The sequence below is a fragment of the Ramlibacter lithotrophicus genome, from assembly GCF_012184415.1.
GTDB classification, from domain to species: domain Bacteria; phylum Pseudomonadota; class Gammaproteobacteria; order Burkholderiales; family Burkholderiaceae_C; genus Ramlibacter; species Ramlibacter lithotrophicus.
Genome location: NZ_VTOX01000002.1, coordinates 252,094 through 266,819, shown reverse-complemented (window position 1 = coordinate 266,819; position 14,726 = coordinate 252,094). Strand labels below are relative to the sequence as shown.

Genomic DNA, 14,726 nt, shown 5'->3' with positions numbered 1-14,726 from the left:
GGACATCATGCACATGAAGATTCCATGCCGCCCGGCGGTCCTCGTGCTGGCGCTGGCACTGGCCGGCTGCGCCGTCGGTCCCGCCTACCAGCCGCCCCCGGTCGAGACGCCCGTCGCTTTCAAGGAGGGGCACGGCGCGTGGGTCAGGGCGGTCCCCGCCGACCTGCTGGAGCGCGGTCCCTGGTGGGAACTGTTCCAGGACCCGGAGCTGAACGCACTGGCCGCGCGGGTGGAGGTGTCGAACCAGAACGTCGCCGCGGCCGTGGCGCGCTATGCCCAGGCCCGTGCGCTCGTCGCCGAGCAGCGCGCCACGCTGTTTCCGGTGGTGTCGCTCGACGGCGGGGGCAGCCGCAGTGGCGGCGGCGGCGACACGCCTACGCGCGGCAGTTACCAGGTGGACATCGGCGGCGCGTGGGAGCCGGACGTGTGGGGGCGCCTGCGCCGCGGCGTGGAAAGCGCGCGCAGCGGCGAGCAGGCCAGCCTGGCCGACCTGCAGGCGGCCAGGCTCTCGGCGCAGGGCGAACTGGCCGTGGACTACTTCAACCTGCGCGAGCTCGACGCCTCCATCGCCTTGCAGGGGCAGACCATCGCGGGCTACGAGCGCACCTTGCGCATCACGAGCAACCGCTACGAGGCCGGCATCGTCGCGCGCACCGACGTGCTGCAGGCGCAGACGCAACTGGCCAACGCGCGGGCCGAGCTGCTCGGGCTGCAGCGGCAGCGCGCGGTGCTGGAACACGCGATCGCGGTGCTGGCCGGCCAGGCGCCCGGCAGCTTCAGCCTGGCGCCGCGCACCGCGTGGCAAGGCGTGGTGCCGGACGTCCCGTTCGACGTGCCATCCACGCTGTTGCAGCGCCGGCCGGACATCGCGGCGGCCGAGCGGCGCGTCGCCCAGGCCAACGAGCAGATCGGCATCGCCCAGTCGGCGCTCTATCCGAGCTTGCGTCTGTCGGGATCGCTCGGTGCCGGGGCGGCCAGCATCGGCGACCTGTTCAGCGCCTCGGCGCTGGCCTGGTCCCTCGGCGCGTCGCTCGCGCAGTCGATCTTCGATGCGGGCGGGCGGCAGGCGCGCGTGGCCGGCGTGCGCGCGAGCCACGAGGAGGCGGCGGCGCGCTACCGCCAGACCGTGCTGGCGGCGTTCCAGGACGTCGAGGACCAGCTGGTCGCGTCGCGGGTGCTGCAGCAGCAGCTCGCGCTGCGCCAGCAGGCCGCCGACGCCGCCAGCCTGGTGGAGCAGCAGGTACTCAACCGCTACCAGGCGGGGCAGGTGAGCTTCACCGAGGTCGTGACGGCGCAGGTCACAGCGCAAAATGCCAGACGCGCCCTGACTCAGGCTCTCTCCGACCGGCAAGTGGCGGCGGTGGCGCTGGTCCAGGCGCTGGGGGGCGGCTGGCGGGGCTTGTGACCGTGCGGGGCGCCGGCCGGCGCAGCGGCACGACGGTCGCCGTGCCGTTCATTGGCCCGGCCCTCCCATGACGGCGGTGCTGCCCGGCAGCGGCTTCATCTTGAGCCACGCCGAGCCGCTGTCCTCCGCCGTCAGCGCGCTGACCTCGCGCCGGTTGGCGACGAAGTCGGCCCGCACCTCCGGCACCGTGACCTGCCCCTTCAGGACAGTGCCTTGCTGTTGCGACCACTCGGTGGCACCGGCGCGCACCTGGCGCGCCTGGCCCAGCAGTTCCTGCCGCACATCGGTCCGGGTGCGGCTGCTCGCGAACGGCGTGGTCTCGATGGTGATGTCGTCCGCGTAGGCCGTGCGGGGCAAGGCCATGGCGGCGGCCGCTGCGGCGGCGATCGCCCCGACGGCGGCGATGGCGAGGAGGGATTCGATGTCGCGGTTCATGAAGATCTCCTTGAACGTTGCATGCGGAAATTCAGCACCCGTTCCCACCCGGGGACGGTCCGGCCGGCGAGGCGCCGGCGCGCGTGGCGTGCCGCGCGGCGTACCGCCGGTGTCGGGGGAAGAATGCTGCGCGTGGGCCCGGGCCGCGCCTATCCCGCGTTCAGGCGACAGGACGGCCCGGTTCGAAGTCCAGGCGCACGTGCACGCCGGGGCGGCTCTCCGCGATCTGGAGCCGCGCGCCGAGGCCCAGCGCGCGCGCCTGCATGTTCGCCAGGCCGCGGGCCGCCGCCGGGGCGCCGCCGGCCATGCCCCGGCCGTTGTCCCGGACGTCGATCCGGATGCCTGCGTGGCCGGCGTGCAGCGCGATGGCGACGCGGTCGGCTTCGGCGTGCTTCAGGACGTTGGTCAGGGCCTCCTGCACGATGCGCAGCAGCTGCAGGGTGACGTGCGGCGCGAGCACGACCGCCTCGTCGCTGGTCTCGACGTCCCACTGCGACGCGAGCCCGCAGCCATCGAGGACCTGCTGCCATCGGAACCGGAAATCGCCCCAGGCCTCCAGGAAGTCGTTGCTCTCGGGACTCATCGCTTCCAGCGTGAGCCGCATGTCGGCGATGCACTCGCGCAGCGCCTGCACCAGCTCGCCGGGGGGCGCCTGCCCCGATTCGGCGCGCGAGAGCGTGACGAACAGGCGCGAGCCCAGGCCGTCGTGCAGGTCGCGCATGATCTGCTGGCGTTCCTGGCTGGCGGCGTGGTGCCGCTCCAGCCGCCGCAGCCGCTCGTAATTGACGCGGATCGTCTGCTCGCTTTCCGCGACGCGGCCCTCCAGCGTGCGATTGAGCTGCTGGATGGCATCGAGCGTGCCGACCAGGCGCGCGCTGAGGATGGCGCCCATCGCGACCAGCAGGATGTCCGCCGCGTAATGCAGCAGGAACAGCCGCTGTTCGGTGGTGGCGGGCGCGACGGTGCGCAGGATGCCCGGGGCGCTGGCGAGCAGGTAATCGTGGAAGCCGGCCAGCACGGCCAGTCCCAGGGCCGCGCTGAGCACCACGAGCGGCGCGGTGCGCTGGCGCCAGGCGGCGCCGGCGGCGATCGCGAGCAGCGCGACGCCGATCGGCAGCAAACCGGCGGTCCAGATCCTGCCGATCACGAACTCGTCGCCGCCGGTCGCCAGGTAGCCGAGCGGACCGAGCAGCCAGTAGCCCAGCAGCAACCATTTGAGCCGGCCGGCGTCCAGGTGGGCCAGGCGCATGGCGAACAGCAGCATCACGATGGTGAAGCCGCCGGTCGCCCCGTGGTACAGCGTGCGCCAGGCGTGCCAGTGCGCCGACGGCAGCACCTCGACGACGAAGGTCAGCGTGCGCAGGCCCCACAGCAGCGCCGCCGCGCCGAACAGGCCGTACAGCGTTTCCTCGCGGCGCCGCCACGAGATGGACAGCGCCAGCACGCCCACCACGGTGCAGGCGGCCACGGTGAACTGCGACATCGTGCGGGTCCAGAAGAGGCGGGCGTCGTACTCGCCCAGCAGCGCGACGGCCGGCCCGATCGCCGGCAGCGGCAGGCGGACCGTGGAGAAGCGTGTCGCGGCCAGGCGCAGCGCGAGCACGTTGCGGCCCGGCTGCAGCATTCCCGGCGGGATCGGCACCAGGTGCGGCCGCTCCCAGCGCACGACGGTGTCCGCCGTCGATTCGCGGATGTGGACCAGCGGCTGCCCGTTCAGGTACAGGCGGCCGCCGGTATTGAGGTACGGCAGGAAGACGGACCAGGCCTCCGCGGGCACCCGTGCCACCTCGAAGTCGATCCGGTACCACGCCACCGGTGCGTCGGTGGAGGCCGGCAGTTCGACCCGCTGCCATGGATCGCCGGCGGCGGGAGGGACGGCGCTGCCGCTGGCGATCACCTGCGCTTCGCGCGGCCGCAACGCGTCGGTATCGGCGGCCGCCACGCTGATGGCCAGCAGCAGCGCCAGGCAGCTACAGCAGGCCCATCTGGCTGGCTTCATACACCGCCTCCCCCCGCGAATGCACGGCCAGCTTCTGGTACACGCGCTTGACGTGCGTGATGACGGTGTGCGACGAGATGTCCAGCGCGGCGCCCACTTCCTTGAAGCTGAGGCCCTTGGCCACCAGGCGCAGCACTTCCGTCTCGCGCCGCGACAGCAGCGCGCCGCCGGCGTCCGCCTCGTCGGCCGTCGTCGCGGCCGGGCCCTGGTGCTGCAGGCTCTGCAGTACCCGGCGCGCGATGGCAGGGCTGATCGGCGAGCCGCCGCCGCGCACCTGCAGGATGGCGCCCGCGATGTCGCGCGGCAGTGCGTCCTTCAGGAGGTAGCCGGTGGCCCCGGCGCGGATCGAGTCGATCACGTGGCCGTCGTCGCCGAACATCGTGATCACGATGACGTCACGGTCCGGGTGGCCGCGCATCGCGTGGCGGATCACGTCGATGCCGTTGCCGTCGGGCAGGCCGAGGTCGGCGAGGACGACGTCCGGCGCCGTGCGGTCGAGGAGCGCAAGCGCCTCGGCGATGGTGGTGGCCGAGCCGCACAGCGTCAGCGCGGGACCCGTGGCCACCGCGTCGCAGAAGCGCCGCAGGAACACCGGTTCGTCCTCGACGACCAGCACCTTGGTGTTCATGGCGACCCTCGCACGGCCGGCAGCCCCGCCGGCCCGGCGCGGGCCGGCGCCGCCGGCGCCGGGCGGCGCCGGCGCCGGACGACGGGAAGGCGTCTCGAGTTCACGGCAGGTCGCAGCCGCAGAGGCTGCTGGCCGGGAGTGTGCCGTTGCGGAACTGTGCAGGGTGACCGCGTTTGTGCAAGTCCCGAAACGCTTTGAATCAGGTCATGGCCGGCCGGCGGGGATCAGGCCTGGTGCTGGCCCAGCAGCGCCAGCATGCCGCCTTCCAGGGCCTCCATGCGGCCGGCCAGCTGCGGCGCGGAGTCCTTGCAGATCTTCATGTACTGCTGGAATGCGGCGAGCAGGGCGGGCCGGTCCGGGTGCCTGAGCAGGACCGTGGCCAGGGCGGCCTGCAGCACCTGCACCTGCGCGGTGAGCGCCAATTGGTTCTCCATGAGCCCGTTGATGTTCTGGCCGTGCAGTTCCACGGCCTGCTGCAGTTCTTTCGAATCCATGTTGCCTCGCAGTTCGTTCAGCGACTGTAGACGCAATGCGGTGGATGGGTTGGGCGGCGGCAGCGCGGCCATCGGCGATACTGGCCGCTCACGAAACAAGGAGGAGCGCATGGGCCTGGTGCTGTTCGAATTGCGCGCGGCCGGCGGCCGCGCCTTCAGCCCCTACTGCTGGCGCGCGCGCATGGCGCTGGCGCACAAGGAGCTCACCCCCGAACTGCGGCCGGCGCGCTTCACCGACATTCCCCGGATCGGCCACGGCGCCAAGTCGCTGCCGGTGCTGCTGGACGGGCCGATCGCCATCCTGGACAGCTGGGACATCGCGCTCTACCTGGAGGAGCGCTATCCGCAGGCGCCTTCGCTGTTCGGCGGCGCGGCCGGGCGCCAGTTCGCGCGCTTCGTGCACCACTGGGCCACGACCCAGCTGCACCCGCCGATCGTGCGCATAGGCGTCGCCGACATCTGGGAGCGGCTGGATGCGGCCGACCAGCCGTACTTCCGCGAGACCCGCGAGCAGCGCCTGGGCGCGCCGCTGGAGAGCTTTCGCGCGCAGCAGCCGGCCTTGCTCGCGCAGCTGGGCGCGGCGCTGGCGCCCATGCGCGCGATGCTGGTCGAGCGGCCGTTCCTCGGCGGCGACCAGCCGTCGTATGCCGACTACGTCGTGTTCGGCGCGTTCCAGTGGTCGCGGGTGATCTGTCCGGTCCCGCTGCTGGCGGCCGACGATGCCGTGCAACAGTGGTTCGAGCGCTGCCTGGACCTGCACGGCGGCCTGGGCCGCCGGGCGCCGGCAGGGGGCTGAACGCTCAGAAGCTGTGAATGAATTGATCGCGGCCGCGACGGGGTGCCTCAGGGTGCAGGCGTAGGCGCGGCCCGCAGTCCAGGCTGGGCGCCTGGACCAGGGCCGTAACACCCGCCTGCGCCCTGAGGCGCCCCGGCCCGCAGGGCGAGCCGCCGCATGGACGCAACGAAAGCTGTGCCTCCGACAAGGCTCGCGCGGGTGCGAGGAATTCGTTCACAGCTTCTCAGGCCCGGCTCGCGCCGGGCGGCGGGGTCTTGGGCTGCCAGTCGCAGTAGCGGATCACGGCGCATTCCCAGCACCTGGGCGTGCGGGCGACGCAGACATAGCGGCCGTGCAGGATCAGCCAGTGGTGGGCATCGACCAGGTACTCCTTCGGTACGCGCCGCAGCAGCCCGTTCTCGACTTCCAGCGGATTCCTGCCCGGTGCCAGCCCGGTGCGGTTGGCGACGCGGAAGATGTGCGTGTCCACCGCCATCGTCTCCTCGCCGAAGCACACGTTCAGGACCACGTTGGCCGTCTTGCGGCCGACGCCGGGCAGGGACTCCAGTTCCTCGCGCGTGCGCGGCACGCGGCCGCCGTGCCGCTCGACGAGCATGCGGCAGGTCTCCAGCAGGTGCTTCGCCTTGCTGCGGTACAGGCCGATGGTCTTGATGTACTCCTCCAGCCCCTCCTGGCCCAGCGCCAGGATCGCCCGCGGCGTATTGGCGCGCGGAAAGAGCTTGCGGGTGGCCTTGTTGACGCCGGCGTCGGTGGCCTGCGCCGACAGCAGCACGGCGACCAGCAGCTCGAAGGGCGTGGTGAATTCGAGTTCGGTGGTCGGCAGCGGGTTGGCCGCCCGCAAGGTGGCGAAGAACGGCTCGACCTGGTCGTCTGTCATGGCGGGAGTGTATGGCTGTTCTTCTGCGGCTTCCGCGTCTGGGTGTCCTGTTTCCCACCCCGGCGATAATCGAAAGCTCTCCCAGGGAACCACTTCATGAACCTCCTGCACACCCTCCTGCTCGGCGTCGCGCTGGTCACCGGCACGCTCGCCCACGCGCAGCAGTACCCCGCCAAGCCGATCCGCCTCGTCGTGCCGTTCCCGGCCGGCGGCGCCACCGACATCTTCGCGCGCGCCGTCTCGCAGAAACTGGGCGAGAAGCTGGGCACCACCGTCATCGTCGACAACAAGCCGGGCGCCGGCGGCACCATCGGTTCCGACCTCGCCGCCAAGGCGCCGGCCGACGGCTACACGCTGCTGCTGTCGACGACCAGCACGCACAGCATCGCGCCGAGCTTCGGCGCCAGGCTGCCGTACGACGCCGTGGCCGATTTCACGCCGATCGCCCACGTCGGCAACGCGCCCAGCATCATGCTGGTGCCCAACACGTCGCCGGCCAGGACGGTGAAGGAGTGGGTCGAGTACGCGCGCAAGAACCCCGGCAAGCTCAATTACGCGAGCAGCGGCAACGGCACCGTCGTGCACCTGGGCTCCGAGTACTTCAAGGCGCAGGCCGGCCTGTTCCTGGTGCACATTCCCTACCGCGGCACCGCGCTGGCGATCCCCGACCTGGTGAGCGGCAAGGTCGACATGCTGCTGGATTCGCTGCCCAGCGGGCTGCCGCACGTGAAGCAAGGGCGCCTGCGGGCGCTGGGCATCACGTCGCTCAAGCGCTCGCCGCTGCTGCCGGAGCTGCCGGCCATTTCCGAGAGCGTGCCGGGTTACGAGTCCGTGACCTGGTTCGGCGTGTACGGGCCGAAAGGCCTGCCCGCCGACATCGTGGCCAAGGTCAATGCCGGCCTGAACCAGGCGCTGGCCGAAGCCGACGTCAAGGACCGCCTGGCGCAACTGGGGATCGAGCCGGCCGGCGGCACCCCGCAGCAGTTCGCCACGATGGTGGCGCGCGACCGCGCCAAGTGGAAGAAGATCATCGACGACCGCAAGCTGACGCTCGAATGAACCCCATGAACTTCGACTTCCAGAACCCCTATTCGAGCGTGCGGCTGCCGGTCTTCGCGCGCAACGCCGTCTCGACCTCGCATCCGCTCGCCGCGCAGGCGGGCCTGCGCATGTTGTGGAAGGGCGGCAATGCGGTGGACGCCGCGATCGCCTGCGCCGCGGCGATGACCATTGTCGAGCCGGTCAGCAACGGCCTGGGCAGCGACGCCTTCTGCATCCTGTGGGACGGCAAGGAACTGCACGGCCTCAATTCCTCGGGGCCGGCGCCGGCGTCGTGGACCGCCGACTACTTCCGCCGCAAGTACGGCGCGGATGCGAAGACCCCGCCCAAGCGCGGCTTCGATTCGGCGACGGTGCCGGGCGCGGTCGCTTCGTGGGTGGCGCTCTCCGAGCGCTTCGGCAAGCTGCCGTTCGCCGACCTGCTGGAGCCGGCCATCGAGATCGCCGAGCGCGGCTACCTGCTGCCGATCGTCGTGCAGCAGAAGTGGGCCGACGCGACGCCGGAACTGGGCAGCCTGCCGGGGTTCGCGCAGTCCTTCCTGCCATGGGGCCGGGCGCCGAAGGTCGGCGAGCTGTTCCAGTTCAAGGCCGCCGCGCGCGCGCTGCGCGCGATCGGGGAGAGCAATGGCGCCGCCTTCTACGGCGGCGAGATCGCGCAGGCGGTGGAGCGGTTCGCCGCGGCCAACGGCGGCAGCATCACGGCGCGGGACTTCGCCGGGTTCAAGCCGGAGTGGGTCAAGCCGATCGGCAAGGAATACCGCGGCTACACGCTGCACGAGATCCCGCCCAACGGGCAGGGCATCGCGGCGCTGATGGCGCTTGGCATCCTGAAGAACTTCGACGTCGCCGGCCTGCCGGTGGACGGCGCCGATTCGCAGCACCTGCAGATCGAGGCGATGAAGCTCGCATTCGCCGACGTCTATCGCTACGTGTCGGAGCCGCGCACGATGGAAGTGACGCCGCAGCAGATGCTCGACGACGGCTATCTGGCCAGCCGCGCGCGGCTGATCGACATGAAGCGGGCGCAGGACTTTGGCGCCGGCAACCCGGTCAAGGGCGGCACGATCTACCTGACGGCGGCCGACGAGAACGGGATGATGGTGTCGTTCATCCAGAGCAACTACATGGGATTCGGTTCCGGCTGCGTCGAGCCGACCTTCGGCATCAGCCTGCAGAACCGCGGCCACGGCTTCAGCCTGCAGGACGGACCGAACCAGGTCGCGCCCGGCAAGCGGCCGTTCCACACCATCATTCCGGCCTTCCTGAGCAAGGACGGCCAGCCCGTCATGAGCTTCGGCGTCATGGGCGGCAACATGCAGCCGCAGGGCCACATGCAGACCGTGGTGCGCATGCTCGATTACGGGCAGAGCCCGCAGGCCGCGTGTGACGCGCCGCGCTGGCGCTTCAACCAGGGTGTTGGGATCAACGCCGAGCAGCAGTTGAATGCGGAAACGGTGCGCACGCTGAAGGAGCGCGGCCACCGCGTCGAGGTGCTCAAGGACAGCTACCAGGACTTCGGCGCCGGCCAGTTCATCTGGCGCGCGGGCGACCCGAAGGTCGAAGGCTACCTGTGCGCCAGCGACCCGCGGCGCGACGGGCTGGTCGCGGGGTTCTGATCCCGCGCGGGGCCCTGTGCCAGCACAGCGTTTGTGGCTCCCTCCCCCTCTGGGGGAGGGCAGGGGTGGGGGCTGACTCGCCAGCGCCGCATGCCCTCACCCCAGCCCTCTCCCAGGGGGAGAGGGAGAAAATCAACTTCTGCCGCCCAGGCTCTTGAAACTGCTACGCGGGCCAGTTCCGCATCAATTCGAGCTGCCGCTCGCGCGCGGCATCGGCATGGCGCCGGCGCACCGGGCCGAAGCCGCAAATCGTGTCTGGCAGGGCGGCGACCTCGCACGCGACGGCGTGGTTGCCGGCATCCAGGTGCGCGAGCAGCCGCCGCACCGTGTCCAGGTAGTCCCGTGCCAGCGCCTGCCCCAGGCGCCGTTCGGCCGTGCGGCCGAACGGGTCGCAAGGCGTGCCGCGCAGCGCCTTCAGCGGCGCCAGCAGCCGTAGCGCCGTCAAGGCCCAAGGCCCGAACGCGCGCTTGCGCGCCTCACCGGTGACCGGGTCGGGTCGGCCCAGCCACGACGGTGCCAGGTGCAGGCGAACCCTGAAGTCGCCCTCGAAGCTGGCGTCCAGCGCGCGCCGGAAGTCCGGGTGGGCGTGCAGCCGCGCCACCTCGTATTCGTCCTTGGCCGCGGCGAGCCGGAACGCGCCGCGTGCCACGGCCTCCGCCAGGCGCGTGCTGCCGGGAACGGCGTCCGCTTCCGCCCGGCGCACCTGCTCGACCAGTTGTTCGTAGCGCCGCGCGGTGCGCTCGTTCTGGTAATCGGCGAGGAACTCGCGTCGGCTGGCGACGAGGGCGGCGAGCCCGTCGGCCGGCGGCCGCCGGGGCACCGGCGGTGCGGCCCGCGCCGCCAGCCGTTCCACGCCTTCCGGGTCCCAGGCGATGCGACGGCCCCACTCGAATGCGGCCTGGTTGTCGGCGACGGCCACGGCATTCAGTTCGATCGCGCGCCGCAGCGCGGCCCGTGACAGCGGCACGAGTCCGCGCTGCCACGCCAGGCCCAGCATCAGGATGTTGGCCGCGACCTGGTTGCCGAGCAACTGCGTCGCCAGGCGCGTGGCGTCGACGAACTCCAGCGCGCCCGCGCCGACCGCATCGCACAACGCCTGCCGCAGCGCCGGCAGCGGAAAGACCTGCTGCGGATGCCGCAGGAATTCGCCGGTGATCACCTGGGCGCTGTTCGCCAGGGCACGGGTGCGCCCGCGGCGCAAGGTGGCGCGCACGTCGGCGCCGGCGGCGACCACCATGTCGCAGGCGAGCAGCACGTCGGCCTGGCCGGCGGCGATGCGCGCGGCGTGCAGGTCGCCGGCGCCGCGGGCGATCCGCACATGCGAGGTGACGGCGCCGGCCTTCTGCGACATTCCGGTCATGTCCAGCACCGTGACGCCACGTCCGTCCAGGTGCGCCGCCATCCCCAGCAGCGCTCCGATGGTCACGACGCCGGTGCCGCCCACGCCGGCGACCAGCAGTTCCCACGGCCGCTCGAGCGCGGGCAGGACCGGCTCCGGCAGGGTGTCCGCCGGCAGGGCCACGCGCGGGCGCCGCAAGGTCGCGCCTTCGACGCTCACGATGGCGGGGCAGCAGCCGGCCAGGCAGTTGAAATCGAGATTGCAGGAGAACTGGTCGATGGCCCGCTTGGTACCGAACTCGGTGGCCACCGGCACCACCGACAGGCAATTGGATTTCGCCGCGCAGTCGCCGCAGCCGTCGCACACCAGTTCGTTGATGAACAGCCGCCGGGCCGGTTCCTCCTGCGCGCCGCGCCGGCGGCGGCGCTGCTCGGTGGCGCACACCTGGTCGTAGACCAGCACGGTGACGCCTGGCGTCTCGCGCAAGTCGCGCTGCACGGCGTCCAGGTCCTCGCGCGGACGAACGACCACGCCCGGCGCGAAACCGGCGCCCGACGGGTACTTGCCCGTGTCGTCGGCCAGCACCACGATGCGCGCCACGCCTTCGGCCGCCAGCTGCCGCGTCAGCTGCGGCACCGTGAGCTCGCCGTCGACCGGCTGCCCGCCCGTCATCGCCACGGCATCGTTGAACAGCAGTTTGTAGGTGATGTTGGCACCGGCGGCCACGGCGGCGCGGATCGCCAGCAGGCCCGAGTGGAACCAGGTGCCGTCGCCCATGTTCGCGAACACGTGGGCCGCGCCCGAATGCTGCGCCATCCCCAGCCAGGTGACGCCTTCGCCGCCCATCTGGCTGATCGTCAGCGTGTTGCGTTCCATGCCGACCGCCATCAGGTGGCAGCCCACGCCCGCCAGCGCGCAGGAGCCCTCGGGAACGCGCGTGGACTGGTTGTGCGGGCAGCCCGAACAGAAATAGGGGCTGCGTTGCAGCACGTCGCCGCCGCGCGCGGCGGCAGCTTCCTGCTCGCGCAACATGGCCAGGTGCTCGCGCATCGGCTGGCTGTCGTGGAAGGGAGCGATGCGTGCGGCGATCGCGCGTGCCACCAGCGCCGGCGACAGTTCGCCCGTGGGCGGCAGGAGCCACTGGTGCGGCGGCGCCGGCCACTCGCCGCTCTCGTCGAACTTGCCGACCACGCGCGGGCGCTCGCCGTCGGGCCAGTCGTACAGCATCTCCTTCAACTGGTACTCGATGACCTGGCGCTTCTCCTCCACCACCAGGATCTCCCGCAGGCCGCGCGCGAAGCGGCGCACGCCGCCGGCTTCCAGCGGCCAGGGCATGCCGACCCGGTACAGGCGCAGGCCGATGTCGGCCGCGACGCGTTCGTCGATGCCGAGGCCGGCCAGTGCCTGCCGCACGTCAAGCCAGGCCTTGCCGCAGGCGATGATCCCCAGTCGCGGACGCGGCGTGTCGAACACCAGCTGGTTCAGCCCGTTGGCGCGGGCATAAGCCGCCGCCGCGTAGATCTTGAACTCCTGCATCCGGCGCTCCTGCGCCAGCGGCGGATCGGGCCAGCGCAGGTGCACGCCGTCGGGCGGCAACGCAAAGTCGCCTGGCAGTGCAATGGCGACGCGATCGGCATCGAGCACCACTGTCGCCGACGTTTCCGCCGTCTCCGAACTCAGCTTCATCGCGACCCAGCAGCCGCACCAGCGCGACAGGGCCCAGCCGTGCAGCCCCAGGTCGAGGACGTCCTGCACGCCGGTGGGCGCCAGCACCGGCATCGCGCAGGCCGAGAAGATGTGCTCGCTCTGGTGCGCCACGGCCGACGAGCGCGCGCTGTGGTCGTCGCCCGCCACCGCCAGCACGCCGCCATGGCGCGACGTGCCGGCGTAGTTCGCATGCTTGAACACGTCGCCGCAGCGGTCGACGCCGGGACCTTTTCCGTACCATAGGCCGAAGATGCCGTCGCGCTGCGGTCGCGGCAGCAGGTGCAGCTGCTGCGTGCCCCACAGCGCGGTGGCGGCCAGCTCCTCGTTGACGGCGGGGCGGAAGCTGATGTCGTGCGCCTGCAGGATCGGCTGCGCCTCCTGCAGCGCGAAGTCCAGCCCGCCCAGCGGCGAGCCACGGTAGCCGGACACGTACCCCGCGGTGTTCAGGCCGGCCGCGCGATCGCGTTCGCGCTGCAGCACGGGCAGCAGTGCCAGCGCCTGCATGGCCGTGAGGAACACCGGGCCGCGTTCCATGGCCGGCGCTACCGCACGAACTGCGTGAGGTACAGCGAAATCACGGGAAACACCACCAGCAACCCCAGCCGCACCACGTCGGCGGCGACGAACGGCATGACGCCGCGGAACACCGTCGCCGTGGGAATGTCGGGCAGCACGCTGCGCAGCACGAACACGTTGAGGCCGACGGGCGGCGTGATCAGGCTGATCTCGGTCACGACCACCACGATGATCCCGAACCAGATCAGGTCGAAGCCCAGGTGCTGCACCACCGGGAAGAACATCGGCACCGTCAGCAGGATCATCGACATGCTCTCCAGCACGCAGCCGAGCAGCACGTAGATGAAGCAGATCGCGAAGATCACCAGCAGCGGGGTGGCCGTGAAGCGGTCGGTGAGCGCGATCAGCTCGCCCGGCATGGTCGTCAGGTTGACGAAGTTGGCGAAGATCAGGGCGCCGATCAGGATGGTGAACATCATCCCGGTGGTCGCCGCGCTCTCCACCAGCACCTCGCGCAGCATCGCGCGGTCCCAGCCGCGGCGCCAGATCGCGAACACGAAGCCGCCGGCGGCGCCTATGCCCGCCGCTTCCGTCGGTGTGAAGACGCCGCCGTAGATGCCGCCCAGCACCACGCCGAACAGCAGCAGCACGCCCCACACGCCCTTGAGCGTGCGCAGCCGCTCCAGCATCGGCAGCCGCCGCCCGGGTGGGCCCGATGCCGGGTCGAAATGCACCGTCACCATGATGGCGCCGAGGTAGCAGCCGATCGCGAGCAGCCCGGGCAGGATGCCGGCGATGAACAGCTTGCCGATGTTCTGCTGCGTGAGGATGCCGTAGATGACCATCACCACCGACGGCGGGATCAGGATCCCCAGCGTCCCGCCGGCGGCCACCGAACCGGACGCGAGCGCGTCGGAGTAGCCGAAGCGCTGCATCGGCGGCACGGCCACCTTCGCCATCGTGGCGGCGGTCGCGACCGAGGAGCCGGAAATCGCGGAAAAGCCGCCGCACGCGACGATGGTGGCCATGGCCAGGCCGCCGCGCCGGTGCCCGAGGAACGCATGCGACGCCTTGTACAGTTCCTCGGAGAGGCCGGCGCGCGTGACCAGGTTGCCCATCAGCACGAACAGCGGCACGATCGACAGCGCGTACGACAGGCCCGTCTCGTAGGTCACGGCCCCCGTCATCGCCAGCGCCGCCGGCACGCTGGTCTTGAAGGCAAACCCGGCGAAGCCGACCAGCCCCATCGCGAACGCGATCGGCACCCGCGCGAAGGCGAGCACCAGCATCGCGGCGAAGGCAATCAGCGCTTCGTTCATGGCCGGCCGATCCGTGAGCGGGTGTCCGTCCAGGCCATGGCGAGGATCACGACGGCCGTGAGGAAACTCAGCAAGGCCATCGCATGCACCAGCGGGTACATGGGAATCTTCAGCACCGCCGTGGTCTCGCCGTTGGCCAGCATCTCCGCGGCCTTGACCCAGAGCCGCCAGGCGACCACGCCGACGCACAGGGCGGCAACGAGGCTCGCCGCCGCGTCCTGCGCGGTGCGCCAGCTCGCCGGTACCAGCCAGTCCAGCAGGTCCACCGTGACCTGCTGGCGGCGCAGCGTCACCAGCGGCAGGCTGGCGAACACCAGCGCGCCCATCGCCATCTCCGACAGCTCGAAGGCGCCGGTGAGGGGCCGGTTCAGCAGGTAGCGGCCGACCACGTCGACGCAGGTGAGCAGTACTATGCCCACCAGCGCCAGCGCGGCCAGCACGCCCAGCGCGCGCTCGGTGCGCCGCAGCACCAGCGGCGGGGGCGCGAGCGCCGGCGGGTGGTCCCCCGCCGCCAGCGGGTGCAGGCCCTGGTCCAC

12 protein-coding genes are annotated in these 14,726 nt (G+C 71.4%); 4 read left to right on the top strand and 8 right to left on the bottom strand.

The genetic code is table 11. From position 1 onward, the window contains the following. Nucleotides 1–7: 7 nt before the first annotated feature. Nucleotides 8–1,405, top strand: coding sequence for an efflux transporter outer membrane subunit (locus tag RAMLITH_RS07325; protein WP_168107192.1), 1,398 nt, complete (start codon nt 8–10; stop codon nt 1,403–1,405). Between the two features lie 48 nt (nt 1,406–1,453). Here the strand turns inward: RAMLITH_RS07325 and RAMLITH_RS07320 are convergent, their stop codons facing one another. From RAMLITH_RS07320 to RAMLITH_RS07305, 4 genes are all read right to left on the bottom strand, one after another. Further along, on the bottom strand, nt 1,454–1,840 hold the full coding sequence (locus RAMLITH_RS07320) for a hypothetical protein (RefSeq protein WP_168106728.1): 387 nt from the start codon (nt 1,838–1,840) through the stop codon (nt 1,454–1,456). A 160-nt stretch (nt 1,841–2,000) separates the two neighbouring features. Beyond that, on the bottom strand, nt 2,001–3,839 hold the full coding sequence (locus tag RAMLITH_RS07315; RefSeq protein WP_168106727.1) for a sensor histidine kinase: 1,839 nt from the start codon (nt 3,837–3,839) through the stop codon (nt 2,001–2,003). Further along, nucleotides 3,811–4,467, bottom strand: a complete 657-nt coding sequence (locus RAMLITH_RS07310) for a response regulator (protein ID WP_168106726.1) — start codon at nt 4,465–4,467, stop codon at nt 3,811–3,813. Before RAMLITH_RS07310 ends, RAMLITH_RS07315 begins: the two co-directional genes overlap by 29 nt. A gap of 224 nt (nt 4,468–4,691) precedes the next feature. Continuing rightward, entirely contained in the window at nt 4,692–4,961 is a 270-nt protein-coding gene (locus tag RAMLITH_RS07305; protein ID WP_168106725.1) for a hypothetical protein, read from the bottom strand. 109 nt (nt 4,962–5,070) lie between these two features. Between RAMLITH_RS07305 and RAMLITH_RS07300 the strand changes: the two genes are divergently transcribed. Next, nucleotides 5,071–5,757: a glutathione S-transferase C-terminal domain-containing protein gene (locus tag RAMLITH_RS07300; protein ID WP_168106724.1), complete on the top strand. Its 687-nt coding sequence runs from the start codon at nt 5,071–5,073 to the stop codon at nt 5,755–5,757. A 223-nt stretch (nt 5,758–5,980) separates the two neighbouring features. On the opposite strand, the gene nth is transcribed toward RAMLITH_RS07300, so the two are convergent. Further along, a complete protein-coding gene (gene nth, locus RAMLITH_RS07295) occupies nt 5,981–6,634 on the bottom strand; it encodes an endonuclease III (RefSeq protein WP_168106723.1) in 654 nt (217 codons plus the stop codon). Nucleotides 6,635–6,730: 96 nt separating this feature from the next. Here nth and RAMLITH_RS07290 point away from each other — a divergent pair, with 96 nt between their 5' ends. Beyond that, nucleotides 6,731–7,693: a Bug family tripartite tricarboxylate transporter substrate binding protein gene (locus RAMLITH_RS07290; RefSeq protein WP_168106722.1), complete on the top strand. Its 963-nt coding sequence runs from the start codon at nt 6,731–6,733 to the stop codon at nt 7,691–7,693. A 5-nt stretch (nt 7,694–7,698) separates the two neighbouring features. After that, entirely contained in the window at nt 7,699–9,309 is a 1,611-nt protein-coding gene (locus RAMLITH_RS07285) for a gamma-glutamyltransferase family protein (protein ID WP_168106721.1), read from the top strand. A 163-nt stretch (nt 9,310–9,472) separates the two neighbouring features. On the opposite strand, the gene RAMLITH_RS07280 is transcribed toward RAMLITH_RS07285, so the two are convergent. Genes RAMLITH_RS07280 through RAMLITH_RS07270 form a run of 3 tightly spaced genes read right to left on the bottom strand, consistent with a single transcriptional unit; the run spans nt 9,473 to nt 14,726 of the window. Then, on the bottom strand, nt 9,473–12,889 hold the full coding sequence (locus RAMLITH_RS07280; RefSeq protein ID WP_168106720.1) for an indolepyruvate ferredoxin oxidoreductase family protein: 3,417 nt from the start codon (nt 12,887–12,889) through the stop codon (nt 9,473–9,475). Between the two features lie 8 nt (nt 12,890–12,897). After that, nucleotides 12,898–14,190, bottom strand: a complete 1,293-nt coding sequence (locus RAMLITH_RS07275) for a TRAP transporter large permease (RefSeq protein ID WP_168106719.1) — start codon at nt 14,188–14,190, stop codon at nt 12,898–12,900. After that, nucleotides 14,187–14,726: a TRAP transporter small permease subunit gene (locus tag RAMLITH_RS07270; protein ID WP_168106718.1), complete on the bottom strand. Its 540-nt coding sequence runs from the start codon at nt 14,724–14,726 to the stop codon at nt 14,187–14,189. The genes RAMLITH_RS07275 and RAMLITH_RS07270 overlap by 4 nt, the downstream gene beginning before the upstream one ends.